This window comes from Paraburkholderia sp. TE9906 (assembly GCF_056279605.1).
Genome location: NZ_JBWCCT010000004.1, coordinates 170071 through 196422, shown reverse-complemented (window position 1 = coordinate 196422; position 26352 = coordinate 170071). Strand labels below are relative to the sequence as shown.

The window sequence follows — 26352 nt, the reverse complement described above, 5'->3', positions numbered from 1 at the left end:
GTGCGCCGGGAACACCCACGGTGCCGGCAAGGCCAGGCTGGCGCATCATGCGAATTCTGATTGCCGAAGACGACAGCATACTCGCGGACGGTCTGGTCCGATCACTCCGCCAATCGGCCTATGCGGTCGATCACGTGAAGAGCGGCGTGGAAGCCGATACCGCGTTGTCAATGCAGACTTTCGACCTATTGATCCTCGATCTGGGCCTGCCGCGCATGTCCGGGCTCGAGGTGCTGCGCCGCCTGCGCGCGCGCAATTCGCACATGCCGGTATTGATCCTGACCGCCGCGGACAGCGTCGACGAACGCGTCAAAGGCCTCGACCTCGGCGCCGACGACTACATGGCAAAGCCCTTCGCGCTAAACGAACTCGAAGCGCGCGTGCGCGCACTGACGCGGCGCGGCGCGGGCGGCGGCCCGACGGTCGTGCGGCACGGCTCGCTGTCGTTCGACCAGGTTGGCCGGATCGCCTATGTGAACGAGCAGGTGATCGACTTGTCGGCGCGTGAACTCGGCTTGCTCGAAGTACTGCTGCAACGGATCGGCCGGCTGGTCTCGAAGGAACAACTCGTCGACCACCTGTGCGAATGGGGCGAGGAAGTCAGCAATAACGCGATCGAAGTTTACGTGCACCGCCTGCGCAAGAAGATCGAGCCGAGCGGCGTGCGCATCATCACCGTGCGCGGCCTCGGCTACTGCCTCGAAAAAGCCGCGGCGCCCGCCGGCGCGGGCGCCGGCACCCCCGCCCCCGCCGAGCCCGACCCGCCCGCCTCGCCGCCGTCCGGCGCGATGCCGGCGAGCCATCACTACAAATAGAGGGCATCCATGTCCGCGCGCGCAGATCGCGCCCCGGCGGCGCACGCGGCGGACCTCGACGAGGCGCGCGACGAGCGCTACGCCAATCCGTTCGCCCCGCCCGACGAAACCGAGGCCGCCGCCGCAGCCCGCCCGCGCTCGCTATTCGGCGAAATTCTCGACTGGATGCTGGCGCCGCTGCTGCTGCTCTGGCCGATGAGCCTCGCGGTCACCTACCTGGTCGCCAAATCGATTGCGAACGGCCCGTTCGACCGCGCGCTCGAAACCGACGCCTACGTGCTCGCCCGCCAGATCCATCCGGTCAATGGCGTCGCGGAACTGTCGCTGCCCGACTCGACGCGCGACTTCCTGCGCGCCGACAACGTCGACAGCGTGTTCTATCAGGTGCTCGGCACGCGCGGCGAACTGGTGAGCGGCGAGCGCGACATGCCGCTGCCGCATGAAGAGGACCGGCCGCCGCCGGGCATCGTCGAATTCCGCGACGACATGCTGCACGGCAACGACATCCGCATCGCCTACACGACCGTCGAGTTTCCGCGCACGCCCGGCGCGCAGCCCGTGCTGGTGCAGGTCGCCGAAACGCTCGACAAGCGCAGCCAGCTGGCCAACGACATCATCAAAGGCGTGATCCTGCCGCAGTTCGTGATTCTGCCGCTCGCGATCCTGCTGGTGTGGTTCGGCCTGTCGCGCGGCCTTGCGCCGCTGCATGCGCTGCAGGCGCACATCCGCGCGCGGCGCCCGGACGATCTGTCGCCGCTCGAAGCGCGCCGCGCGCCGCCGGAAATCGAGCCGCTGGTGACGTCCTTCAACGATCTGCTGACGCGCCTCGAACAAAACATGGAGTTGCAGAAGCGCTTCATCGCCGACGCCGCGCATCAGATGAAAACCCCGCTCGCCGGCTTGCGCATGCAGGCCGAACTGGCGCTGCGCCAGGACGTGTCGGCGGAAGTGCACCGCTCGCTCGAACAGATCGCCACCAGTTCGGAGCACGCCGCGCGGCTCGTCACGCAGTTGCTGGCGCTGGCGCGTGCGGAAAACCGTATGTCGGGGCAGATATTCGCGCCGGTCGAGGTAAGCGAGGTCGCGCGCAACGCCGTGCGCGACTGGGTGCAGGCCGCGCTCGCCAAGCAGATGGACCTCGGCTACGAAGCGCCCGACGGACCCGTCGAAGTCGACGGCAATCCGGTGATGCTGCGCGAAATGCTGTCGAACCTGATCGACAATGCGATCCGCTACACGCCGACGGGCGGGCGCATCACCGTTCGGGTGAGACACGAAGCGGCGGCACGGCTGGTGCATCTGGAAGTCGAAGATACCGGCCTCGGCATTCCGGTCGCCGAACGGTCGCGGGTGATCGAGCGCTTCTACCGGATTCTCGGCCGCGAAGGCGACGGCAGCGGGCTGGGGCTGGCGATCGTCCGCGAGATCGCGACCATGCACGGCGGCGTGCTGGCCATCGAAGACAACGTCTATCAGGAGTCGCCGCGGCTTGCGGGGACGCTCGTGCGTGTCAGTTTGCATGTGCATGAGCGGGGCGGGACTTACCCTAACGCGCCCTGAACGGCAAAACTCGCACACGGGTTTTTGAGATACGTTAGGCGAATCTTGCGGAAATTTTCCAGGCATTTAACAGACGTTGCCAAACCGAAGCCTGCATTTCGGATTCTGCTCATTCACCTCGCCACGTCAGTGCGCCGTAAGTTTCCACTCCAATAATCGGTTTCACGGGAACGCTTTTACCGGCGCTCCGCGTGCATATCAATATTGGAGACAGCATATGGCTACCGTTGGCGGGCAAATCTCGCACGTGCCGATGACGCGCGAGGAGAAGCGGGTGATCTTCGCATCGTCGCTAGGGACGATTTTCGAGTGGTACGACTTCTATCTGGCCGGCTCGCTCGCGGCCTTCATCAGCAAAAGCTTCTTCTCCGGCGTCAATCCGACGGCCGCTTTCATCTTCACGCTGCTCAGCTTTGCCGCGGGCTTCGCGGTCCGGCCGTTCGGCGCGATCGTGTTCGGGCGGCTCGGCGACATGGTCGGGCGCAAGTACACGTTCCTCGTCACGATCGTGATCATGGGCCTGTCGACGTTCCTGGTCGGCTTTCTGCCGGGCTACGCGGCGATCGGCATCGCTTCGCCGGTGATCTTCATCGCCATGCGGATGCTGCAAGGCCTCGCACTCGGGGGCGAGTACGGCGGCGCCGCGACCTACGTGGCGGAACATGCGCCGGCGGGACGCCGCGGCTTCTATACGGCTTGGATCCAGACCACCGCCACGCTCGGCCTGTTCCTGTCGCTGCTGGTGATTCTCGGCGTGCGCACGGCAATGGGCGAAGACGCGTTCGGCGCATGGGGCTGGCGCATTCCGTTCGTCGCCTCGATTCTGCTGCTGGCCGTGTCGGTGTGGATTCGCCTGCAACTGCATGAATCGCCGGTGTTCGAGCGCATCAAGGCGGAGGGCAAGACGTCCAAGGCACCGCTTTCCGAAGCATTCGGCCAATGGAAGAATCTGAAGGTCGTGATTCTCGCGCTGATCGGTCTGACCGCCGGCCAGGCCGTGGTGTGGTACACGGGCCAGTTCTACACGCTGTTCTTCCTGACGCAAACACTGAAGGTCGACGGCAGCAGCGCCAACATCATGATCGCAATCGCGCTCCTGATCGGCACGCCATTCTTCCTGTTCTTCGGCTCGCTGTCGGACCGCATCGGCCGCAAGCCGATCATCATGGCGGGCCTGCTGATCGCCGCGCTCACCTACTTCCCGCTGTTCAAGGCGCTCGCGCACTACACGAACCCGGCGCTGGAAGCCGCAACGCTGCGGGCTCCGATCGTCGTGATCGCGGACCCGGCGCAGTGCTCGTTCCAGTTCAATCCGGTCGGCACGGCGAAGTTCACGAGCTCCTGTGACATCGCGAAGAGCGCGCTGTCGCGGGCGGGCCTGAACTACGAGAACGTCGCGGCGCCGGCGGGCACGCAGGCGCAGATCCGGGTCGGCGATACGGTGGTCAACACGTTCGACGGCCGCGCCGCCGATGCGAAGGAGCAAGGCAAGCTGTTCGACACGACGCTCGCCGCGACGCTGAAGGCCGCGGGCTATCCGGCGAAGGCCGATCCCTCGCAGATCAACTGGCCGATGAGCGTGGTGATCCTGACGATCCTCGTGATCTACGTGACGATGGTCTACGGTCCGATTGCGGCGATGCTGGTGGAAATGTTCCCGACGCGGATTCGCTATACGTCGATGTCGCTGCCGTATCACATCGGCAATGGCTGGTTCGGCGGGTTCCTGCCGGCCACGGCGTTCGCGATCGTCGCGGCAAAGGGCAACATCTATTCGGGGCTGTGGTATCCGATAGTGATCGCGCTAGTTACGTTCGTGATCGGCATGCTGTTCGTGCGGGAGACCAAAGACTCGGACATCTACGCGAAGGACTGATGCGTATGATGGCCCGGGTAATTTAAAAAAGTTGCGCGCCGGGGGTTGACAGCCTCCGGCGCGGTCAGCATAATCTCGCTTCTTTCGGCGAATTAGCTCAGTTGGTTAGAGCGACGGAATCATAATCCGCAGGTCCGGGGTTCGAGTCCCTGATTCGCCACCAGCATCACTCGCAAGGCCCGCTTCTCTTAACCGAGAGCGGGCCTTTCGTTTTTCAGCGACGAATGTGCTGCGGCAAATCGGCGTGCGAGTTGCGCCAGTCTCTTGCGAACTACTGCCCGCAAAGCCGTCACTCCCGCTCGTGTTACCATCGTCAAACCGATGTCTTCAATGGAGTGAGTTATCGTCCTCCCATTGATTCTTCGCCAGTTGCAAAAGAGCCGCTGACCCTCAAGGTTTAGCGGCTTTTTTATTTTGACTTTCCCGATCGCAACTTCAAGGAGGTTTCTTGATGACGTTCCGCACCACCGCGCTCGCCGCGGCCACCGTTTCCATCGCGCTGCTAGGCGTCACGTCCACGTTGACGGCGCAGGCCCAGACACCGACGGACAGTCAGTGGCGCGCAAGCCCGATCACCCTGTCCACGCTGCTGCAGGACGGCTACAAGATCGCCGCCGTCGTGAATGGCGCGCACGGCGCCGCCGGTCCGGCCGACACGATCTTCGTGCAGCGCGATCAGAGCGCGTTCAAATGTATCGACCCGCAGCAGCCGGACGCGCGAACGAAAGCGCCCGCCTGCTTCGAACTGGTCCCGCCATCGGGGACAGCACCGGCTAGCGAATCGAAGTGACGGCACAGGCGATGAGCCCGCGCATCGTCAAGCACGGGCCACCGCGCCGCCTGCGTGCCTCAGCGATCCACCAGCCGGCTCAGATTGCCGCGCACCCGCTGCAATAGCGCGATCAGTTGCCGGGCCTCTTCATCGGTGAAGCCGTTGAGCGCTTCGAGCGCGACCTCATCGCCCACCTTGCGCGCCTTGCCGAGCGTACGCCCCGCTTTGGGCGTCATACGCACCAGATACTCACGGCGGTCCTGTGGATTGGCGATCCGCTCGATCCAGCCGCCCTCCGCCATCCGGTCCAGCAACCGGCCCGCCGAGATCGGCGCGACTTCGAGCAGATCCGCGAGCCGCGCCTGATTGATGTCGCCGTAATGCGCGAGATAAGCAAGCACGCGACACTGCGCGCGCGTCAGATCGACCGAGGATTTCGCGAGGTCGTCGAAGCGCTTGCCTGCCAGCCGGCCGACGTCGGAAACCAGAAAGCCGAAGCGCTCTTCGAGTTGGGTTTTCATGCGCGGATTATACGAAAGCCTCGCGCCTTCGAGCGCGGCTGCGGGCGTAATTCAGCCTCCGCATAACTCCTGATGGCGGCCGCGCGTGCACCCGATATACTAAGCATGCTTACTATATCGACTTCCCCGCTCACTCATGTCCTCCGCCTCCTCACCGGCGAGCGCGACCACGCCGCTCAACCGGCCGATGATCACGCTCTCGATCATGCTCGCGACACTGATCCAGACGCTCGACAGCACGATCGCGAACGTGGCGCTGCCGCATATGCAGGGCACACTGTCCGCGTCGCAGGACGAGATCACGTGGGTGCTGACTTCGTACATCGTCGCCGCCGCCATCGCCACACCGCTCACCGGCTGGCTGTCCGACCGACTGAGCGTGAAGCGCCTGCTGATCGTCGCGATCGGCGGCTTCACGGTGTCGTCGGCGCTGTGCGGGTTGTCGGAAACGCTGACGCAGATCGTCGCGTCGCGTTTGCTGCAAGGGGTTTTCGGCGCGTCGCTCGTGCCGCTGTCCCAGTCGATCCTGCTCGACATCAACCCGCGCGAAAAGCAGGGCCAGGCAATGGCGGTGTGGGGCATGGGCGTGATGGTCGGGCCAATTCTCGGGCCGACGCTCGGCGGCTGGCTCACCGACAGCTATAACTGGCGCTGGGTGTTTTTCATCAACGTGCCGATCGGCGCGTTCGCGCTATTCGGCGTGGCGTCCTTCCTGCCCTCGCGCGAGCCGAAACACGACGTCAAGTTCGACGCGTTCGGCTTCATCACGCTCGGTCTCGCGATCGGCGCATTGCAGGCGATGCTCGATCGCGGCGAGCAGCTCGACTGGTTCGCGTCGACTGAGATCGTCATCGAGGCGCTCGTCGCGGCGATCAGCTTTGCGTTTTTCCTCGTGCACACGGCGACAGTCGGCGAGCGCTCGTTCTTCAAATACAAGCTGCTGAAAGACCCGAACTTCGCGACCGGCACCTTCTTCATCTTTGTGATCGGCGCGGTGATGTATGCGACGCGCGCGCTGCTGCCGCCGATGCTGCAAAATCTGATGAACTATCCGGTCGCGACCACCGGCCTCGTCACCGCGCCAAGCGGCGCGGGCACGATGGTCGCGATGCTGATCGCAGGACGCCTGCTGAAACGGATCGACGCGCGGCTGTTGCTGCTCGCCGGCTTTCTGATTTCGGCGTTCGCGTTGTGGCAGATGATGCATTACACGATCGTGCTGTCGGCGTCGGACATCGTGTGGCCGGGCGTGATTCAGGGCTTCGGGCTCGGTCTCGTGTTCGTGCCGCTGAGCGCGCTGACCTTCTCGACGCTCGCACCCGAGCTGCGCGCAGACGGCACCGCGACCTACAGCCTGATGCGCAACATCGGCAGCAGTATCGGCATTTCGATCGTGCAGACGCTGATAACGCGCAACACGCAGATCTCGCACGCGGATCTCGCGGCAAACGTCACGCCGTTCAATCCGGCGATGCAGCCGATGCTCAGCAGCGGCTCGGCCTACGACATCGCGGCGTTGAACGCGTCGATCACGCAGCAGGCCTCGATGATCGCCTACCTGAACGACTTCAAGCTGATGTTCGTAGCGACGTTGCTGGTGATCCCGCTGCTGCTGTTGATCCGCCCTTCGCACAAGGCGCCCGATGCGTCGGTCGCGCATGCCGCGATGGATTGAACGCAGCCACGCGCCTACGCTCACCCCTCGATCCGCCCTCGCGTCACCCCGAGCAACGACGCCATCGCCGCACGCGCCGCATCGGCGTTGCGCTCGCGAATCGCGTCGAACACCGCCGTATGCTCGGCCAGCGACGCGTTGAACACGTCCGCGCGTTTCGCATTCAGGCGCAGTTGCGCCTCCAACGTACGCTCGATCAGCGTACCGAGCGGGATCAGCAATTCGTTGCTGCACGCGGTCAGCACGCTCAAATGAAATGCCAGATCGGCGCGCACCCACTCATCGACGTTGCGCGCCGCCGCCATCGCCGCATGTGCGGCCGCGAGCGCGCGGAAGGTGTCGTCCGTGTGCGAGGCCGCCGCCAGAGCCGCGGCATACGGCTCGATCATCTCGCGCATTTCCTGCAGCTTGAGCGCAAACGCCATCGGCTCGGCGACGCGCGAGTACCAGTCGAGCAGATCGGCATCGAGCAGATTCCACGCGGGCTTCGGCCGTACGCGTGTGCCCACGCGCGGCCGCGATTCGATCAGCCCTTTAGATGTCAGCGTGCGCAGCGCTTCGCGCAGCACGGTGCGGCTGACACCGAACGTCTCCATCAACTCCGCCTCGCGCGGCAGAATCGAATCGGGCGCGTAGTCGCCGCGCAGAATCGCGGTCGCCAGCAGATGGGCGACGCGCCCATGCAGATCGTGCTGAATAGCTTTCTCCCAACGGCCTTGCGGCGCCTTTTATTGATCACGGAACGCAGCGTCCGACGGGAGCGTCCGGGCATCATCCCGCGTTCGACGACCGGCCGCTTTAACCCGGCGCCCTCCCTCTGCGGCCACCCGCGGCCACTATTTGGCGAATAATACTATTAATAGTACTTAAACGTACTTTTGTTGTAGCATGTGAATCCTCGAAATATTTCGCATGGCACCCAGGCCGCAAGGAGACGCACACCATGAAAATCACCAAGCTCGAAACCTTCATCGTTCCGCCGCGCTGGTGCTTCCTGAAGATCGAGACCGACGAAGGCATCGTCGGTTGGGGCGAGCCGGTGGTCGAAGGCCGCGCGCACACGGTCGCGGCCGCGGTGGAAGAGCTGTCCGACTATCTGATCGGCAAAGACCCGCTGCTGATCGAAGACCACTGGCAGGTGATGTATCGCGCGGGCTTCTACCGCGGCGGTCCGATCACGATGAGCGCGATCGCCGGCGTCGACCAGGCGTTGTGGGACATCAAGGGCAAACATCACGGCGTGCCGGTGCATGCCCTGCTCGGCGGCCAGGTGCGCGACAAGATCAAGGTGTACTCGTGGATCGGCGGCGACCGTCCGAGCGACGTTGCGAACAACGCGCGCGCGGTGGTCGAACGCGGCTTCAAGGCGGTGAAGATGAACGGCTCGGAAGAACTGCAGATCATCGACACGTTCGACAAGGTGCAAGGCGTGATCAACAACGTCGCGGCGGTGCGCGAGGCGGTCGGGCCGAACATCGGTATCGGCGTCGACTTCCACGGCCGCGTGCACAAGCCGATGGCGAAGGTGCTGGCGAAAGAGCTCGACCCGTACAAGCTGCTCTTCATCGAAGAGCCGGTGCTGTCGGAAAACGCCGAAGCGCTGCGCGACATCGTCAACCAGACCAATACGCCGATCGCGCTGGGCGAGCGTCTGTACTCGCGCTGGGACTTCAAGCACATTCTGTCGGGCGGCTACGTGGACATCATCCAGCCGGACGCGTCGCACGCGGGCGGCATCACCGAGTGCCGCAAGATCGCATCGATGGCCGAAGCGTACGACGTCGCGCTCGCGCTGCATTGCCCGCTCGGCCCAATCGCTCTGGCAACCTGCCTGCAGATCGACGCAGTCAGCTACAACGCGTTCATCCAGGAACAGAGCCTCGGCATTCACTACAACCAGGGCAACGACCTGCTCGACTACATCAAGAATCCGGAAGTCTTCAAGTACGAAGACGGGTTCGTGTCGATTCCGCAAGGCCCGGGCCTCGGCATCGAGGTCAACGAGGAGAAGGTGCGCGAGATGGCCAAGGTCGGACATCGCTGGCGCAACCCGGTGTGGCGTCACGAGGACGGCAGCGTCGCCGAATGGTAAGAGTGTGAAGATATGCCGCCTGCGGGCGGCATGTTCGCTTTGACCGGCAAGCCGGTGTCGGCCTGCGATGCCGGCCTCGCGTCAACGTTCATGAATGCGCCCGGCGCGGTCTGCGCATGGTCCTCTACTCGTCCTGGGCAAGATCAAGCGGACCGCTTAAGCCTCGTTACGACGACCCGCCCGTGTGTTACGGCGACGTGACGCGCGGGCCTTCGCAGTAACGTAACATCCCGGGCCGCGTACGCTGAAACACACCATTCACGGCCCTTTAATCGCCCGGCTTCACTTCTCGCAAAGCCTTATCCATCAAGGCTTTCAAGCCATTTGTACGGCATCAGACATACGCATGGCCCGCTCCTCGCTCAAATGCTTGCAAACAACGCACGCATCGGGGCACATCATGGGCGAATTCCTTCCGGACTATCTGATCCGCGAACAGGCGGCCGTCGGCGCACTGGTCGCGTTCGGCGTGCTGCGCATCCTCGGCGCGATGCTGGCGTTCGAACGCGGCTGGCGCATCTCGGTGGTCGAGAAATGCTTCATTGCCGCCGCCGTCGTCTACTGCCTGCCACAACTCTTCGATCTGCTGACGCATGCGTACGGCACACGCGCTGCCAGCGCCGAACTCGAAGGCAAGGCCGCAGGCTGCGCGATCGCGCTCTTTTGCGCGCCGATCGTCGGCCATCGGCTCGGTCTCGAATAAGCGGCTTCATCAAGCGAATGCTCACCATGCGACTGGCAAAGAGATGCGCGAAACCTGCGTATCACATGGGCGAAACGCTGAAGCTCAGATCCGGCGGACACCCAATGACCACCACCTGGCGCGGCCCGATGCTGTTCGCGCCGGGCAAGTGGCTGATCTGCCAATGGTTCGGCGACAGCGGCGAGTTGCAGCAGGAGATGTTTCCGGAGGAGACGCTGGAACGGGTGAGCCACGACGCGCTCGCCGCCTGAAGAGCAGTCGCGGATTGCTGGCCACCGCCAGGCGACCGTGTGTATCGCGCCGCATGCTCTGGCGGTGCGGCGCTTTTTTGTGGTGTCCCGTTGCAGGGATGAAGCAAGGCGGACGAGCGGACAATGGGCGCCCGGACGCGCACCGCAAGAGTCTTGAGACGCAGCCGTTTGCAAGCCTGAGGCGCAGACGCTTGTCGCCGTAAAAATCCTTGCGCGGCGCGGCTGTCCCGCACCCAGGCGTTGGCGATTTCACGCGCGCGTTGCACAGATCCGCGCAACATCACACGCCTCGCCCTCCCCCGCCTGCCCAGCTCAATTCAACCCGGCTCGACCGCCCGCCGGCTTCACCCCAATGCCGCGAACGCCGGCACGCTATGCGACAGCACCGCCGCCGCGACGAACGCACCGATCATCGCCAGCGCCTCCAGGTACAGCACGTTGACGAAGGTATGCGCATCCATCGTCGACGCCGTGCGGCGCAGGCGCGGCAGCGCGAGGAAACGGTTGAGTCCGCCGAGCACGAGCGCCATCGCGACGAGCACGAGCTTCAGCGTCAGCACATGACCCCACGTGCTGAACTGAATCGCCTGGAGCGAGCCGCCCGAGCCGCGCACGGCATTGAAGATGCCGGACAGCAACACGAAGCCCACCGCCATCACCGACACATTCGACACCTGGGTCGCGGTACGGATCAGCATGCCGCGCGCGGTCGAGGTGCCGAGCGCCGGCAGGACCGCCAGCCCCGCCGCCATCGCCAGCCCGCCCCACACGCTGGTGACGAGCACGTGCAGCGTCTGCATGCCGATTGCCGCCGACGCCACGCCGGCATCGGCCGCATGCCCGAGCGATGCCTTGCCCGCCGCGACCGCGATCACGGCGAGCCACAGCAGCGCATTGCGCAGCATGCCCGTGTGACTGGTCATCGCCGTGCCGAGCAGCACCAGCGCGCCGGCAAACGCGACGCTCCAGCCGTAGCCGACATGCGTTTGCGTCAGCACGGTCGGCACGACGCCGAACGCGGCCGGCAACGCGACGCCGCCCATCGACGCCGCCTGATACAGCAGCCAGCCGAGGTCCGCGAGGACCAGCACGACTGTGGCGGTCAGCAGCGAACGTTGCGCGCGCATCCAGGCCGGGCGCGCGGGGGAGATTTTCTGCTGGGCGTCGTTCGCGAGCCACGCGCCGAGCAGCGCTGAACCGACGGCAAACGCAAACGCGACGTTCATGAGCGCGGCCATGGCGACCTGCCCGATCCACAATCCGTCGACGCTCATTTGACGTTGAACGCGAAGTCGCCTTGAGTACGGTGGCCATCGGTGGCGACCGCGATCCAGTGCACCGCATAGCGGCCCGCGCTCAACTGCGGCAGCGGCAGGCGCATTACCCTGGCATCCTGCTTATCGACTTCCGAGACGGCCTGCGTGGCCGCCTTGCCGCTCGCATCGGCCAGCGTGATTCTGCTGAACGCCGGCTCGAGCGGCTCGGTGAAATGGATCGTCACCGCGGTGGGCGCAACGGCGTCGGCGTTGGCCGCCGGGTCGCTCGACGCCAGATGCGCATGCGCGGATGCGGCGGACGTCACAACCAGCGCCGCAGCGCCGACCATCAACGCACGCAGCGCCGGACGGGAAAAATGGAATAGCTTCATGTAAGGCCGATAGCGGATGAACAGGAAAACGGTGAGTGTCGAGCCGGGCGCATCTGGCTCGGACAGCGGCCGGCGAGCCCGGAAGTGTACGCTTCGATGGATCGCGCGGGCATCGGTTCAACCAGGTTTGTTGAACGGCATGGCGCGCGCGGGCGTTGACGGGGAGGAACGGAAAAGCAAGGAACAGCTAAATTGAGATAACGAAAAACGCCGCAGGAGGCGGTATTCCGCGTCAAACTGTCGCATAGCTGTTACACCAGGAACCTTCTCTAATGTGGCAAATAGTCACCATGACCCTTCAATGATAGAATGCTGCGTCGCCGCAGCGCCGGCTGCCCTTCACACCGAGCCGCTCGAAGTTCGGTCAGGTCCCCGATTTTGATGGAGTTACGCGTGTCTTCTAGACGCCTTTTCCGCCCGTTGCTCGCCCTTCTCCTGATCGGCTCCGCGGGTGTCTATAGCGCTGCGAAAGCGCAGACTCAACCGAAGGCCCCCGACACAATGGAAGCGCGCGTGCAGGGCTGCACGGCGTGCCATGGCTCGCATGGGCAAGGTACCGACAACGACTACTTCCCACGCCTCGCGGGCAAGCCGGCCGACTATCTGTTCAACCAGTTGCAGAACTTCCGCGAAGGGCGTCGCAAGTATCCGCCCATGAATTACCTCGTCACGTATCTTTCGGATGACTACCTTCATAAGATCGCGACGTTCTTCTCGCAGCAGCGCCCGCCGTATCCGCCGCCGGCCAAGCCGACGGTGTCGTCGGCCACGCTCGCGCGCGGCCAGCAGCTCGTGCTGAACGGCGACGCGGGCAAGCAGATCCCGGCTTGCGCGGCCTGCCATGGCAAGGCCTTGACCGGCATGGAGCCGGCCATCCCCGGTCTGGTCGGCCTGCACGCCGACTACATCAGCGCGCAGCTTGGCGCATGGCGCTCGGGTACACGTCATGCCATCGCGCCTGATTGCATGCACACCATCGCCACGCGCCTGAGCGACGAAGACGTGAACGCCGTTGCGGCATGGCTTTCCACGCAGCAGGCCCCACAAAACCCCGTGCCGGCTCCGGCCCGCTCGTTGAAGACTCCGCTTGCCTGCGGCAGCGAACCGCAATAAGGCACCGGGAGAGACACTCACATGAAACGCAAGTCCTTGTTCGCCCTCTCGGCAGTCGTCGTGGTTGCGGCTGCCGCACTCGTTCCCGTCCTGTGGTCGGGCGGCGACAACCTGCATAACGGCTCGGCGATGGCGGCCACGCCCGCCGATCAGGCCGAACTGATCAAGAAGGGTGAGTACCTCGCCCGCGCCGGCGACTGTATCGCCTGCCACACGGTGCGCGGCGGCAAGCAGTTCGCCGGCGGCCTGCCGATGGCCACGCCGTTCGGCACGATGTTCACGCCGAACATCACGCCCGACGACCAGTACGGCATCGGCAAGTGGACCCAGGACGACTTTTATCGCGCGATGCACACCGGCCGCTCGAAGGACGGCAGCCTGCTGTATCCGGGCTTCCCGTTCACGAGCTACACGAAGGTCACGCGTGCCGACTCCGACGCGATCTATGCGTTCCTGCGCTCGGTCCCGCCGGTCAACGTGCCGAGCCGTCCGCACGAACTGAAATTCCCGTTCAACCAGCGCAACATGCTGATCGGCTGGCGCACGCTGTTCTTCCGTGAAGGCGAGTTCAAGCCGGATCCGACCAAGTCGGTCGAATGGAACCGTGGCGCCTACCTGATCGAAGGCCTCGGCCATTGCGGCATGTGCCACACGTCGATCAACGCGATGGGCGGCCCGGTCAATTCGGCGGCCTTCGCGGGCGGCCTGATCCCGCTGCAGAACTGGTACGCGCCGTCGCTGACGTCGAACCGTGAAGCCGGCCTCGGCGACTGGGACCTGAAGGACATCGCCGACCTGCTGAAGACCGGCGTGTCGAATCGCGGCGCCGTGTTCGGTCCGATGGCTGAAGTGGTTCACAACAGCCTGCAGTACATGAGCGACGAGGACATCAACGCGATGGCCACGTACCTGAAGACGATTCCGCAAAAGAGCGAGGCACCTGAACCGCTGCAGCTCGAAACGTCGGAAAAGTTCGGCGGTGAACTGTTGAAGCAAGGCGCGAAGATCTACGCTGACAACTGCGCCAAGTGCCACGCGGAAAACGGCCTCGGCATGCCGCCGTCGTTCCCGCCGCTCGCGAACAACCAGTCGATCCAGATGCCGTCGGCGGTCAACCCGATCCGCATGGTGCTGAACGGTGGTTATCCGCCGAGCACGGAAGCGAACCCGCATCCGTACGGCATGCCGCCGTTTGCACAGTCGCTGTCGAACACGGAAGTCGCCGCGGTCGTGACCTACATCCGTATGTCGTGGGGCAACCACGGCACGGCGGTGTCGCCGCAGCAAGTGTCCGATCTGCGTTCGGCGCCGCTCGACTAAGCAGCCTTCGTTGCACCCGGGGCGCGGCCTGCGAAATTCGCGGCCGCGCCCTTCGTTTTTGCAAGACCGGTATCATGTCGGTATTTACCCTGATGAAACCGCGCAGGAGGAAAGAGCCGTGCATGTCGGTGAGCGTTTGAACAGCATGACCCATCTCGTCGGCGCCGTGCTGTCGGTGGTGGGGCTGGTGACGCTCGTCACGATGGGCGCGCTCGACGGCGACGCGTACAAGGTGGTCAGCTTCGCGGTATACGGTGCGATGCTGTTCGTGCTGTATGCTATCTCGACGCTTTACCACAGCGCGCGTAACCCGCGTGTCAAAGCGGTCCTGCAGAAATGCGACCATTCGGCGATCTACCTGCTGATCGCCGGCAGCTACACTCCGTTCACGCTTGTCACCTTGCGCGGGCCGTGGGGCTGGTCGTTATTCGGCGTGAGCTGGGGGCTTGCCGCTCTCGGCATCGTGCAGGAACTGACGCTCGGGCGACGCACCCGCAGCGTTTCGATGGTGCTGTATGTCCTGATGGGATGGCTCGCGCTCGTTGCCGTCCATCCGCTGCTGCAAGCCTTACCCGCAGCGGGTACCGCCTGGCTCGTGGCCGGCGGGGTCATCTACAGCGCCGGCATCTACTTCTTCATCAACGACGAGCGCATCCGGCATGGACATGGTATCTGGCACCTGTTCGTACTGGCGGGCAGTCTGTGTCAATTCGTCAGTGTTGCGCGCTATGTCGCGTGACACCCCACGGCGACGAAATGCAACTTAAGGCCAGTCAACGTGTCTGCATAGCGCGTTGAAGCATTCGGCACGTGTTTGAGCGTGCCGCCGATTTCTCTGCGACCGGAACTGGGCTTGGGCATCGAACGTGCCATGCTGGCATGTTCATGCTGCATTCATGCCTGCCCGAGCCCATGTGTGCCGTTCGCGAAACTGCATTGCAAAGAGCATTTATGTCTTTTGATTCCCTCGGCTTGTCCGAACCGTTGGTCCGCGCTGTACACGAACTCGGCTATACCACTCCGACTCCCATCCAGACGCAAGCAATCCCCGCCGTGCTCAATGGCGGCGACCTGCTGGCCGGCGCGCAGACCGGCACCGGCAAGACCGCCGGTTTCACGCTGCCCATCCTGCAGCGTCTCAATTCGATGCCGGCCGTCGCCACCGGCTCGGGCAAGCGCGCGGTGCGCGCCCTGATCCTCACGCCGACGCGTGAGCTGGCCGCGCAGGTCGAAGAAAGCGTGCGTGCTTACGGTAAGTATCTGAAGCTGAAGTCGACCGTGATGTTCGGCGGCGTGGGCATCAATCCGCAGATCGGCGCGTTGCGCAGCGGCGTGGACATCGTCGTCGCGACGCCCGGCCGCCTGCTCGATCACATGCAGCAGAAGACCATCGATCTGTCGCATCTCGAGATTCTCGTGCTCGACGAAGCCGACCGCATGCTCGACATGGGTTTCATCCACGACATCAAGCGCGTGCTCGCCAAGTTGCCGCCGAAGCGCCAGAACCTGCTGTTCTCGGCCACGTTCTCCGACGAGATCAAGACCCTCGCCGACAACCTGCTCGACTCGCCGGCGCTGATCGAAGTGGCCCGCCGCAATACGACGGCGGAGACGGTCGCGCAAAAGATTCACCCGGTGGACCGCGACAAGAAGCGTGAGCTGCTCACGCATCTGATCAAGCAGCACAACTGGTTCCAGGTGCTGGTGTTCACGCGCACGAAGCACGGCGCGAACCGCCTTGCCGAGCAACTGACCAAGGACGGCATCAGCGCGCTCGCGATTCACGGCAACAAGAGCCAGTCGGCCCGTACGCGCGCACTCGCCGAGTTCAAGGATGGCACGCTGCAGGTGCTGGTCGCGACCGACATCGCCGCACGCGGCATCGATATCGATCAGTTGCCGCACGTGGTCAACTTCGACCTGCCAAACGTACCGGAAGACTACGTGCACCGCATCGGCCGCACGGGCCGCGCGGGCGCGAGGGGCGAAGCTGTGTCGCTGGTGTGCGTCGATGAATTGCAATTGCTGAAGGACATCGAGAAGCTGATCAAGCGACCGGTGCCGCAGGAAGTGATCGCCGGTTTCGAACCGGACCCGACCGCGAAGCCGGAACCGATCCTGCGCCGCGGCCAGGGTGGTGGCGGCGGTGGCGGTGGTCGTTCGCCGCGTCAAGGTCAAGGCGCGCCGAAGCGTGATGGCGCCGCTGCGGCGAAACCTGCTCAGCGTTCGGGCCAGCGTCCGGCGAACGGCCAGCAGCAGCCGAAGCCACAGGGTGCGAAGCCGGCGGGCAACGGCGGTCAGCCGCGCCGCGACGGTCAGCGTCATGACGACCGACCGCGCGCCGTCGCACATGAAGGCAGCGCTGCGCAACATGCGCCGCGCAAGCCGCACGCCAACAAGCCGCAAGGCGGCAATCCGGGTGCATTGCTGGGCGGCGCGAAGCCGCGCAACGACGCACCGCGTGGCGGCCAGCCGTCGCGCAGCGGCCAGCGCGGCCGTTAAGCGGCAAGGCTGCCGGCCGGCCGCTCAGTCCTCGCGAGTCGAGGACTAACGGCCGGCCGAAGCGGCCGCCTGTTTCAAGTGCTCGATCTGCCGTTCCCAACGGTCGAGCACCGCACTTCCCTCCCCCTCCAGTTCGAACGTGATGCCGCTCGTCAGGCGCGCATAACGTACGCTTTGCGCCTCGGCCGTATCGATCGAACCGATCAGATAGACCAACCCGCTGTCGTCTCCAGCGACACTGGCCAGCGGCGTGAAAAGCAACTGCACCTGATAGAACGCTGCGTCGCAGACGAAGCTCAGCGCGGCGCGTCCGCTTTGCGCGATCGCGCGCGCCGCCCGCGCTTGCGGCCACAACGCAATGCACAGCGTGCGCGAATCGGGCGCATACAACTCGCCGACACCGAGCAACGACGTGCGCACGTGGCCGTTCGTATCGACGCTCAGCAGCGACGCGGTGAACCCCGTCTTGCTCGCCAGCGACGAACCGTCGAACAACGCACGCACCGCATCGGGCCATTCGTCGAACACGTTCTGTTCGAGCGGGCGTGCAGGTGCGGAAGAATCGCTCATGCTGTCGATCCGATTGAAAGTGGGTAAGGCTCAATCATGCCTCGAAAAAGGAATGGCCCGCGTTGACGGGCCATTCTTCTGCATGTCGTTGCGTAATTGCGCGTGAGTCAGCCTAAGACACGCGGCTCGCCGGCGACTCAACGAAAGAACACATGCTGCGTGATCTTCGCGAGCGGATAGTGCACGCCCGGCTGAATCTTCGCCGGTAGATTGAGCGGCTTGAGCAGCATCTTCACGCACATGTCGGCGGACAGGTTGCGCCGCACCAGCGCATTGATACGCGCGGCGCGTTCACGGTTATACGCCGAATCGTGCACGCGCTCCGGATAGCGAATCGCGAACACATGACGCAGCGCTATCTCCGAGTCTTCGTTCTTGATTTCCATCACGCGGCGCATCAACGCGCCGAGTACCGCGAGCCGTCCGTTGCCTTCGATCCGGTTGTACTTCTTGAAGAACTTGAAAAAGTGCTTGTAGTGACGGACTTCGTCGGTGCGGATGTTGTCGGTGATCTGCTTGAGCACCGGTTCATCAGAACATTCGCCGATTGCGCGGTACAACGTCGCCGTGCCGGTCTCCACCACGCAGCGCGCGACCATTTCGAGCGCGCGGGTCTTCTCGAAGTCTTCGACTGAACAGGTCAGCGAATACTCGTCCATGAAGTTGCGGAACGCGGTGTCCCAGTCGAATTCGGGCCACACGTAGGCGACATACGTCTTGAGCGCCCGGCCATGCTGCATTTCTTCCGGCTCCCACTCGTTGTTCAGCCAGGCCGAGACTTCGGGATCGCCGTTGAAAAAAGTACTCAGATTGCTCGTGTAAAGATCGGTGCCGCTTTCAATGAACGAAGCCGCGCACAGGAGCAGCAGCAGGTCTTCGTTAGCGACGGCCTTCTGCCGATCAATCCGGGTGAGGTCGATGTCCTCGATCCGCCAGGGCATGACATGGTTCAGCTCGGTATGCATCGTGTCTTGCTCCGAATGCTGCCCCGACTCGTGCTGCCTGCGCGAAACCGCCCCGCATGCGCCGTGACGGTTCGCTATGTCGGACACAGCGCTTGAATTAGAGTTAACCCCTTCTGTCTGCATCTTAGCCGGTGTTAACCAACTCTGCAGACAACTCAGCACAGACCATGCCGGACGGACTCAGTTCCAATTCGGAGATAGTCGACACGCTCGGTCGAAGAAAAAACATCGGGCGCCAGACGTAAAAAAGCCAGCTCAGAAGAGCTGGCTTTAAGGCAGGGCATCAAGCCTGTGAACCTCGTGAGTCACCGCGCAAACGCCGGAGCCATCAAGCGACCGCGCCCCCGCCCGCACACGCCGCGATGCGCGGCGCTCAGGCAGGCTGCACGCCTTGGAGCGGACGCACGCGGCGCATGCGCTGCGCCACGATGATCAACGACACGCCCGACAGCACCGCTGCAAGCAGCACGTAATAACTTGGCGCAAGCTTGTCGCCGGTCAAATGAATGAAGGTCTCGACGATCGTCGGCGCAAAGCCGCCGAAGATCGTCACGCCGATGCTATAGCCGATCGAGAGACCGGTCGAGCGCACGTGCGTCGGGAAGATCTCCGACATCAGCGCGGGCATCGGTCCGGAGTAAGCGGCCTTGAAGATGCCCGCGACGGCCTGCAGCGCCATCAGCCAGCCGATCGTGGGATGAGACTGCAGCCACGCGAACATCGGGTAAATCATCACGCCCATCAGGATCGACGTAGTCAGCATGATGCGAATTCGCCCGATGCGGTCGGACAATGCGCCCATCACCGGCGAGAAGATGAATTGCAGTCCGCCGTTAAGCACCACCACACCGAACGACGCAGCCGCCGACATGTGCAACTGCTTGACCGCGTACATCGGCATGTAGAGTTGCAGCACGTACACGCCGACCGTCGACTGCGCGACGATGCCGATCGCGAGCACCAGGTTGACCCACTGGTTGGCAAACGATACGCCCTTTGCTTCGCTTGCGTCCTTGCGCTCGCCGGCCGCTTCGCGCGCTTTGCGCAACTCGATAAACTCCGGCGTCTCGTCGAGATGCGAACGGATGTAGAAGCCCACCGGCCCGACCAGCAAACCGAACACGAACGGCAGGCGCCAGCCCCAGCTACTGAGATGCTCGGGCGACATCCATGCGGTCAACAGCGAGCCGAAGGTGGCGGCGGTGATCGCCGCGAGGCCCTGGCTCGCGAATTGCCAGCTCGCGTAATAACCACGGCGCGACGCGCTGTGCTCGACCATGAAGGCCGTCGCGCTGCCGAACTCGCCGCCCACCGCGAAGCCTTGCACGAGCCGCGCGAGCAGGATCAGCAACGGCGCCGCGATGCCGATCGACGCATACGGCGGCATCACGGCCATCGTGAACGTGCCGACCATCATCAATGCGATGGCGAGCGTGAGCGCCGCCTTGCGGCCCTTGCGGTCACCGTAGATGCCCAGCACGACCGCGCCCAACGGACGCATCAGGAACGAGATGCCGAACGTGGCGATGGCGAGCAGCGTCGAGAGCCACTCGTCCTGCATCGGGAAAAACTCTTTGGCGATGATGGTCGCGAAATAGCCGTAGACCAGAAAGTCGAACCATTCGAGCGCATTGCCGACCGATGACGAAAACACGATCCGCCGCACCATCGCTTTGGAAAGCGGTGCGGACGACGCGTGAGGGGAAACTGTCGCGGATGGCGACGCGTGGGTGTGCATGATGTCTCCTGCCTTGTTCAATGCCTGCTTTGACGCCCGATGCCTGGCGTGCGGGGTGTATCTGAAACGTGACTGACGTGCGTGACGCGCGAGGCGGCCGATGTCGTTCGACGGCGGCGCTCACGCGAAGCGGCGCCCCGGGTGGCTCACATACCGACCACCGCGAATGCGACGGGAGCCATTCGGCGCTATGCCATGCGCGCCGCCCGCGGCCTCCCCAAACGCAGCGAGGCGCCGCCGGCGCGCTGCCCGAAGCGGCCTCCCCGGCTGCGCCGCGCCTCACGTGTGGATGGATCAGAACCCGGCGGCCAACCCGTCGCGGCGGCTGTCGCTTGCCGCCACATAGCCGCGCTCCGGCTCGTTGCGATCGAGCTTCCAGATGTACTGGCCCGAACCGAAGTCCATGTACGGATCGTCGACCGACTTGATCGTGTGGCCCAGCTTCTGCAATGCCTCGGCGGTTTTCGGATCGAGCGTGGATTCAATGTCGATCGTGAAGTCGCGGTTGACCTTCCAGCGCGGCGCGTCGCATGCGGCCTGCGGTTGCTGACCGTAATCGAGCATCCGCACGATGGATTGCAGATGGCCTTGGGGTTGCATGTCGCCGCCCATCACGCCGAAGCTCATCACCGCTTCCTGCTGGCCGTTCACCTGCTGCGTGAGGAACGACGGGATGATCGTGTGGAACGGGCGCTTGCCGCCTTCCACCACGTTCGGCGACTTCGGGTCCATCGAGAAGCCGCAGCCGCGGTTCTGCATCGCGATGCCGCTATCCGGCACCACGATGCCCGAGCCGAAGCCCATGTAATTCGATTGAATGAAGCTCACCATCATGCCGCGCTCGTCCGCCACCGACATGTAGATCGTGCCGCCCGCCTTCGGCATGCCGAAGTCGAACTGCGTCGCGCGCTTGTGGTCGATCAGCTTCGCGCGCGACGTGAGATACGCGTCGTCGAGCATCTGCTCCGGTGTGACCTCCATCGAGCCCGGATCGGCGACGTAGCGGTAGACGTCGGCGAACGCCAGCTTCATCGCTTCGATCTGCAAGTGCTGCGACTCGACGTTGTCGACCGCCAGCGACTTCACGTCGAACTTTTCGAGGATGCCCAACGCGATCAGCGCCGCGATACCCTGGCCGTTCGGCGGAATCTCATGCACGGTGTGACCGCGATATTCCTTGCCGATCGGCTCGACCCAGTCCGCGCGGTAGTTGCGCAGGTCGTCGAGCGTGAGCGCCGCGCCGCCTTCGCGCGCGAACGCCGCGATCTGCTCGGCGATCTCGCCTTCGTAATACGCGCGCGGGCCTTGCTCGGCGAGCTTGCGCAGCGTCTTCGCGTGGCCGGGAAAGCGCACCAGCTCGCTCACTTCAGGCGCGCGGCCCCGCGGCATGAAGGTTTGTGCGAAGCCCGGCAGGTCCTTCAACTCCGGCACCGCTGCCGCCCACTTGTAGGCGACGATGCTCGCCACCGCATGGCCGCGCTCGGCGATTTCGATGGCCGGCTCCATCAGGTCGGCGAACGGCAGCGTGCCGAACTTCTGATGCAGAGCTTCCCAGCCCGCGATCACGCCGGGCACCGTCACCGCATCCCAGCCGCGCTTGGGCTGCTTCGCGAGACCGTTTTCTTCGCCGTACTTGCGCTTGAAGTAGTCGACGTTCCACGCCGCCGGCGACACGCCCGACGCGTTCAGGCCATGCAGCTTCTTGCCGTCCCACACCAGCGCGAACGCGTCGCCGCCAAGGCCGCACGACACCGGCTCGACCACCGTGATGGCGGCGGCCGCTGCGATCGCCGCATCGACGGCATTGCCGCCTTTCCACAGCATGCGCAGCCCGGCTTGCGCGGCGAGCGGATGCGAAGTCGAAACGATGTTGCGCGCGAATACAGGCAGACGCGGCGTCGGATAGGGGTTTTGCCAGTTGAAGCCAGTCATGTCGAACACTCTCGAAAGCGCGATCCGGCGCGAGGAAAACCGCCGGATACGAGGGGAATCATGAAAACAGGGGTAAAACGCGAAACCGTGGATTGCAGCGCGAACCGGCCCAAAAAACAAATTCATTTATCAAATGAATAAATGCGCTTGGCGCCTGAATGGGTCAGACGATTGCCGTCACGCGGCTTATGCATGTCGCACGAGTTGGCAGACATGGGGTCCGATGGTCTTACAATAGTCACAACCCGTTCACGCATGACCCGTTTCCGGCTCGGCGCATCGCGCCGGCGGCGGGCAGCGCCCGAAAAATCCCACGACCCGAGACACATGACCCGAGACCCCCGCCTCACTCTCAATGCCCGGCAACAGGAATTGCTGGAGTGGGTGCAACGCGACGGCTTCGTGACCGTGGACGACCTCGCGGCGCACTTCGACGTGACGCCGCAAACGATCCGCCGCGACGTCAACTGGCTGGCCGACATGAACCTGCTGCGCCGCTATCACGGCGGCGCCAGTCTGCCGACCAGTTCCGAGAACGTCTCGTACACCGCCCGCCAGCGGATGTTCCATGACGAGAAGCGGCGCATCGCAGCGCTAGTGGCCACTCACATTCCCGATCAGGCGTCGCTGTTCATCAACCTCGGCACGACGACCGAGGAAGTCGCCCGCGCACTCAACCGGCATCGCGGGCTGCGCGTGATCACCAACAATCTGAACGTCGCGAGCATGATGAGCGGCTACCCGGATTGCGAGGTGCTGGTGACGGGCGGCATCGTGCGGCCGTGGGACAAGGGCATCGTCGGCGAACTGGCGATCGATTTCATCCGTCAGTTCAAGGTGGATTTCGCGATCATCGGCACGTCGAGCATCGAAACGGACGGCACCCTGCGCGACTTCGATACCCGCGAGGTGCGCGTGGCCGAGGCAATCATCCAGCACGCGCGCACCGTATTCCTCGCCGCCGACAGCTCGAAATTCGGCCGCCCGGCGCTGGTCCGCCAAGGCCATCTCGACCAGGTCGACGCACTCTTCACGGATGCCGCGCCCCCCGCGGAGATGGTCGAAACCCTCACCGCCGCCAACTGTCAGGTGTACGTCGCGGGTTAGACATGCGTTCTGCGTCATGCTGCAGCGCACGCAAAACTTCGAGTGAAATCAAGGATCAGGCCGCGATTCCCAACCGCCGCCGGCCCCTCCAATTGTCAAAGGGAATATTTGCGGGGGCGCATTTGGCGTTTAACGTGCGGTTGACTACACTCCAGTTCCCGCTGTGCGTTCCGCGTTCTGCGTAGCGCCAGTTGCGTGAATGTGTCGTGTGAGCCGTACTTCCCGCCTGATCCTCTAGCGGACTTCACTGGCATCTGGCCAGTCGCCGGCAAGGCCGTCCGCGTTTGCTTGACATGGAGAGAACGATGCTGAGTCCGCATGAATTCGCCACGTTGTTGCTCGTCAAGGACGCCCCCAATCAGGTCGACATGGGCCGGGAAGAACTCGACGCGCTGCTGGAACGCCAATTGGTAGAGCTCGAACGACTCGCGTCGGGCAACGAACAGTGGCGTGTGACGGAAACCGGCGATAACGCGCTGCGGGCTATCAAGCGTTTTTCCTGATGTCGCGAAAGCTTGTCGCTGTTTTGTGCAGTCGGCGCGCGGTCTTGCAATGACGGCAGGGTGCGTCGTACGCAGTTCGTACGCACCCTCGCTCCCTGTCGATTGCCTGGTATTTTCTATGCCTTAACGAAGCGGCCGCCGGTCAGGCGGCCGCTTTGTCGCGTCGTCGTGTCCGACTCATTGACACCCGTGAATTGACGCGACGGACCTCAGGCCCTCGCGCCTGTCAAAACCGCTCTCCCCGGCCGGCATCCGGCAATTCCGCGACGCGACGCTTGGCCGGGAATGCGTTCGCCACGCGCGGCGCGCGAAGCTTGACGATGCGCGATCTGGTCCGCCCCGCCGCCCCGCCCGGCTAAAGATAGGGGCCCATGCAGCCAGCCTGCGCGGAAAAGAAAACGCAGCGAAGACCGCTCAACCGCTGCGCAAGGTCGGATCGACCGCCGAGCGCCAGCTCAGCGCCTTGGCCCGCTGGGCGGTGAAAAACTCGACCCACTGATTGCGCACCTGCGGATCGGCGCTCATACCTTCGCTCGCATGACGCTGGGCGATGGCCGCCTGGAACGCGCAGAAATCGTCCTTCGACAACGCGCCGCGCCGGTTCGCCACGTAGGCGTCGAACAGCGCCGCGTAGACGCCTTGCGCGTCCTTGCCGTAGTCGACGGGTTGCGCCGTGCACATCTGCTGCAACGCTTCGAACGACGGCGCGCCCATTGTTCCCGTCAGGCTCGGCGAGCTGACGCACCCCGTGAGAAGCGCTGCGGCGCCGATCATCAAAAGTCCACGCATTAGTTCACCTCGAAATGGCTGCTGCCGAGAGTATCGTCCGTGGCCGCCCGTTGCGCCACTCCCCTGGTCGTTCGGCCAAGGCGCGTTCAGATAAAGCGAACTTTACTTTTTCGAATATGTTCATTAAAGTTCGAAAACGAACACACGGTGTTCGGTGAACTTTCCATACGACTTTTCAAACGTGACGCAGGGGACACAGCAGGTGACGCAAGGCTCGAGATACGATTTGCTCGTCGTTGGCGGCGGAATCAACGGCGCAGGGATCGCACGCGATGCGGCCGGTCGCGGCCTGTCGGTGCTGCTCTGCGAACAGGACGATCTGGCCGCGCATACGTCATCGGCCAGCACCAAGCTGATCCACGGCGGCCTGCGCTACCTCGAATACCGCGAGTTCGGCCTGGTGCGCAAAGCGCTGCAGGAGCGCGAAACGCTGCTGCGCGCCGCGCCGCACATCATGTGGCCGCTGCGCTTCGTGATGCCGCACATGCCCGATCTGCGCCCGGCCTGGCTGATTCGCGCGGGCCTGTTCCTGTACGACCACCTCGCCAAACGCGAACTGCTGCCCGGTTCGCGCGGCATCTCGATGCGCAAACATCCGGCCGGCGCGCCCCTGATCGACTCGATCAAACGCGGTTTCGTGTATTCGGACGGCTGGGTCAACGACGCGCGTCTGGTCGTGCTGAACGCACTCGACGCGCAGGAGCACGGCGCGACGATTCTGACGCGCACGAAGCTCATGAGCGCGGTGCGCGCGGGCGGTGAATGGCGCGCGCAACTGCGGCGCGCTGACGGCACCACCCTCGACGTGCGCGCCGCCTCGATAGCGAACGCCGCCGGCCCATGGGTCGGCGAGTTGTTGCAGGGCGCGCTCGGCCGCCAGGCGTCGCACAGCGTGCGACTCGTGAAAGGCAGCCATATCGTCACCCGGCGCCTGTTCGAACACGACCACGCGTACATCTTCCAGAACCCGGACAAGCGGATCATCTTCGCGATTCCGTACGAACGCGATTACACGCTGATCGGCACGACCGACCTCGAATATCGCGGCGACCCGTCGCAAGTGGCGATCGACGCCGGCGAAACGCAGTATCTGTGCGACTCGATCAACCGCTACTTCAAGCAGAAGATCTCGCCGGCCGATGTGCGCTGGACCTATTCCGGCGTGCGTCCGCTGCTCGAGGACGAAGGCGCGGACAACCCGTCGGCGGTCACGCGCGATTACTCGCTCGAACTCGACGCACCCGCGGGCGAAGCGCCGCTTCTGTCGGTGTTCGGCGGCAAGATCACGACCTTCCGCAAACTCGCGGAGCAAGCCGTCGACACGCTCGCGCAGGCGTTGCACAATGGCGCGCCCGCGTGGACCGTCGGCGCGCCGTTGCCGGGCGGCGATATTCCGCACGCGGACTTCGACCGCTTCCTCGCCGGCTTCAGGCAGCAGCATGCGTGGCTGCCGGCCGAGCTGGCGCACCGGCTCGCGCGCGCCTATGGCACGCGCGCCGCACGGGTGATCGGCGAAGCGCGCTCGGTGGCCGATCTCGGCCGGGCGTTCGCGCCGGGGCTCTACGAAGCCGAACTGACTTACCTGCGCGACACCGAATGGGCGCGCAGCGCCCAGGACGTGCTGTGGCGCCGTTCGAAACTCGGGCTGCACGTCGAGCCGGGCACGCTCGCGTCGATCACGCACGACATCGACGCGTGGTTCGCCCGCGAACCCGCGCGGCAAAGCGCATAGACTGCGCGCATAGTCTGCGAAGACCGGCCCCGCCTCCGGTCAACTCCCCCTTTCGGCTGGACCAGCTCGGGCCGCACAATCTCATTCACGATTGCAGCCCGGCTAAAACAACAGGCGGCTCCCAGCGCCGGTCGGCAAGCCGGGGAAACGCCCACGCATGGAGAAGAG

The 26352-nt window shown here is 64.2% G+C and carries 24 protein-coding genes and 1 tRNA gene; 16 read left to right on the top strand and 9 right to left on the bottom strand.

The annotated features are described in order from the left end of the window. The first annotated feature begins 47 nt into the window (after positions 1-47). From ACZ9H4_RS11805 to ACZ9H4_RS11785, 5 genes are all read left to right on the top strand, one after another. Positions 48-815: a response regulator gene (locus tag ACZ9H4_RS11805; protein ID WP_408152369.1), complete on the top strand. Its 768-nt coding sequence runs from the start codon at positions 48-50 to the stop codon at positions 813-815. Positions 816-824: 9 nt separating this feature from the next. Then, complete coding sequence (locus tag ACZ9H4_RS11800) at positions 825-2375, top strand: sensor histidine kinase N-terminal domain-containing protein (protein WP_476119106.1); 1551 nt, start codon at positions 825-827, stop codon at positions 2373-2375. A 217-nt stretch (positions 2376-2592) separates the two neighbouring features. Beyond that, positions 2593-4251, top strand: a complete 1659-nt coding sequence (locus tag ACZ9H4_RS11795) for an MFS transporter (protein WP_408140429.1) — start codon at positions 2593-2595, stop codon at positions 4249-4251. Between the two features lie 86 nt (positions 4252-4337). Next, a tRNA-Met gene (locus ACZ9H4_RS11790) sits at positions 4338-4414 on the top strand. 288 nt (positions 4415-4702) lie between these two features. Next, positions 4703-5041, top strand: a complete 339-nt coding sequence (locus ACZ9H4_RS11785) for a hypothetical protein (RefSeq protein WP_408140427.1) — start codon at positions 4703-4705, stop codon at positions 5039-5041. A gap of 59 nt (positions 5042-5100) precedes the next feature. Here ACZ9H4_RS11785 and ACZ9H4_RS11780 read toward each other — a convergent pair whose 3' ends face one another. Continuing rightward, positions 5101-5544 (bottom strand): MarR family winged helix-turn-helix transcriptional regulator, encoded by a 444-nt coding sequence (locus ACZ9H4_RS11780; RefSeq protein ID WP_408140425.1) that lies wholly within the window; start codon positions 5542-5544, stop codon positions 5101-5103. A 136-nt stretch (positions 5545-5680) separates the two neighbouring features. Here ACZ9H4_RS11780 and ACZ9H4_RS11775 point away from each other — a divergent pair, with 136 nt between their 5' ends. After that, the gene (locus ACZ9H4_RS11775; protein WP_408140423.1) at positions 5681-7219 is read left to right on the top strand and encodes a DHA2 family efflux MFS transporter permease subunit; all 1539 of its coding nucleotides are present in this window, start codon (positions 5681-5683) and stop codon (positions 7217-7219) included. Between the two features lie 20 nt (positions 7220-7239). Here ACZ9H4_RS11775 and ACZ9H4_RS11770 read toward each other — a convergent pair whose 3' ends face one another. Beyond that, positions 7240-7917 carry a FadR/GntR family transcriptional regulator gene (locus ACZ9H4_RS11770; protein ID WP_476119291.1) on the bottom strand — a complete coding sequence of 226 codons (678 nt, stop codon included), beginning with the start codon at positions 7915-7917 and terminating at the stop codon, positions 7240-7242. Positions 7918-8162: 245 nt separating this feature from the next. Between ACZ9H4_RS11770 and dgoD the strand changes: the two genes are divergently transcribed. From dgoD to ACZ9H4_RS11755, 3 genes are all read left to right on the top strand, one after another. Continuing rightward, positions 8163-9311 (top strand): galactonate dehydratase, encoded by a 1149-nt coding sequence (gene dgoD / locus ACZ9H4_RS11765; RefSeq protein ID WP_064268791.1) that lies wholly within the window; start codon positions 8163-8165, stop codon positions 9309-9311. Between the two features lie 400 nt (positions 9312-9711). Next, positions 9712-10014 carry a hypothetical protein gene (locus ACZ9H4_RS11760; RefSeq protein WP_408140421.1) on the top strand — a complete coding sequence of 101 codons (303 nt, stop codon included), beginning with the start codon at positions 9712-9714 and terminating at the stop codon, positions 10012-10014. Between the two features lie 17 nt (positions 10015-10031). Continuing rightward, positions 10032-10265, top strand: coding sequence for a YodC family protein (locus tag ACZ9H4_RS11755; RefSeq protein WP_408140419.1), 234 nt, complete (start codon positions 10032-10034; stop codon positions 10263-10265). 344 nt (positions 10266-10609) lie between these two features. Here the strand turns inward: ACZ9H4_RS11755 and ACZ9H4_RS11750 are convergent, their stop codons facing one another. Next, positions 10610-11539, bottom strand: coding sequence for a CopD family protein (locus ACZ9H4_RS11750; protein WP_408140418.1), 930 nt, complete (start codon positions 11537-11539; stop codon positions 10610-10612). Further along, positions 11536-11913, bottom strand: coding sequence for a copper homeostasis periplasmic binding protein CopC (gene copC / locus ACZ9H4_RS11745; protein WP_408140416.1), 378 nt, complete (start codon positions 11911-11913; stop codon positions 11536-11538). Before copC ends, ACZ9H4_RS11750 begins: the two co-directional genes overlap by 4 nt. Positions 11914-12294: 381 nt before the next feature. On the opposite strand from copC, the gene ACZ9H4_RS11740 reads away from it, so the two are divergent. The 4 genes from ACZ9H4_RS11740 to ACZ9H4_RS11725 all read left to right on the top strand — a co-directional run bounded on the left by ACZ9H4_RS11740 (position 12295) and on the right by ACZ9H4_RS11725 (position 16848). Continuing rightward, positions 12295-13026 (top strand): c-type cytochrome, encoded by a 732-nt coding sequence (locus ACZ9H4_RS11740; protein ID WP_175158167.1) that lies wholly within the window; start codon positions 12295-12297, stop codon positions 13024-13026. A 21-nt stretch (positions 13027-13047) separates the two neighbouring features. After that, positions 13048-14346 (top strand): c-type cytochrome, encoded by a 1299-nt coding sequence (locus tag ACZ9H4_RS11735; protein ID WP_175158166.1) that lies wholly within the window; start codon positions 13048-13050, stop codon positions 14344-14346. 118 nt (positions 14347-14464) lie between these two features. Beyond that, entirely contained in the window at positions 14465-15085 is a 621-nt protein-coding gene (gene trhA, locus ACZ9H4_RS11730; RefSeq protein ID WP_121315644.1) for a PAQR family membrane homeostasis protein TrhA, read from the top strand. Between the two features lie 212 nt (positions 15086-15297). Next, on the top strand, positions 15298-16848 hold the full coding sequence (locus tag ACZ9H4_RS11725) for a DEAD/DEAH box helicase (RefSeq protein WP_476119102.1): 1551 nt from the start codon (positions 15298-15300) through the stop codon (positions 16846-16848). A 45-nt stretch (positions 16849-16893) separates the two neighbouring features. Here ACZ9H4_RS11725 and ACZ9H4_RS11720 read toward each other — a convergent pair whose 3' ends face one another. The 4 genes from ACZ9H4_RS11720 to ACZ9H4_RS11705 form a co-directional block, all read right to left on the bottom strand. Continuing rightward, positions 16894-17418: a hypothetical protein gene (locus tag ACZ9H4_RS11720; protein WP_476119101.1), complete on the bottom strand. Its 525-nt coding sequence runs from the start codon at positions 17416-17418 to the stop codon at positions 16894-16896. Between the two features lie 137 nt (positions 17419-17555). Further along, complete coding sequence (locus tag ACZ9H4_RS11715) at positions 17556-18383, bottom strand: ferritin-like domain-containing protein (RefSeq protein ID WP_408147878.1); 828 nt, start codon at positions 18381-18383, stop codon at positions 17556-17558. A gap of 373 nt (positions 18384-18756) precedes the next feature. Beyond that, positions 18757-20121 (bottom strand): MFS transporter, encoded by a 1365-nt coding sequence (locus ACZ9H4_RS11710; protein WP_408147877.1) that lies wholly within the window; start codon positions 20119-20121, stop codon positions 18757-18759. 294 nt (positions 20122-20415) lie between these two features. Further along, a complete protein-coding gene (locus tag ACZ9H4_RS11705; RefSeq protein WP_476119098.1) occupies positions 20416-22053 on the bottom strand; it encodes a gamma-glutamyltransferase family protein in 1638 nt (545 codons plus the stop codon). 327 nt (positions 22054-22380) lie between these two features. Here ACZ9H4_RS11705 and ACZ9H4_RS11700 point away from each other — a divergent pair, with 327 nt between their 5' ends. Beyond that, positions 22381-23160 (top strand): DeoR/GlpR family DNA-binding transcription regulator, encoded by a 780-nt coding sequence (locus tag ACZ9H4_RS11700; RefSeq protein WP_408147873.1) that lies wholly within the window; start codon positions 22381-22383, stop codon positions 23158-23160. A 305-nt stretch (positions 23161-23465) separates the two neighbouring features. Then, entirely contained in the window at positions 23466-23663 is a 198-nt protein-coding gene (locus ACZ9H4_RS11695) for a hypothetical protein (protein ID WP_408147871.1), read from the top strand. Between the two features lie 414 nt (positions 23664-24077). Here ACZ9H4_RS11695 and ACZ9H4_RS11690 read toward each other — a convergent pair whose 3' ends face one another. Further along, positions 24078-24452: a hypothetical protein gene (locus tag ACZ9H4_RS11690; protein ID WP_408147869.1), complete on the bottom strand. Its 375-nt coding sequence runs from the start codon at positions 24450-24452 to the stop codon at positions 24078-24080. A 202-nt stretch (positions 24453-24654) separates the two neighbouring features. On the opposite strand from ACZ9H4_RS11690, the gene glpD reads away from it, so the two are divergent. Continuing rightward, entirely contained in the window at positions 24655-26184 is a 1530-nt protein-coding gene (glpD, locus tag ACZ9H4_RS11685) for a glycerol-3-phosphate dehydrogenase (protein WP_408147867.1), read from the top strand. The last annotated feature ends 168 nt before the right edge of the window (positions 26185-26352 follow it).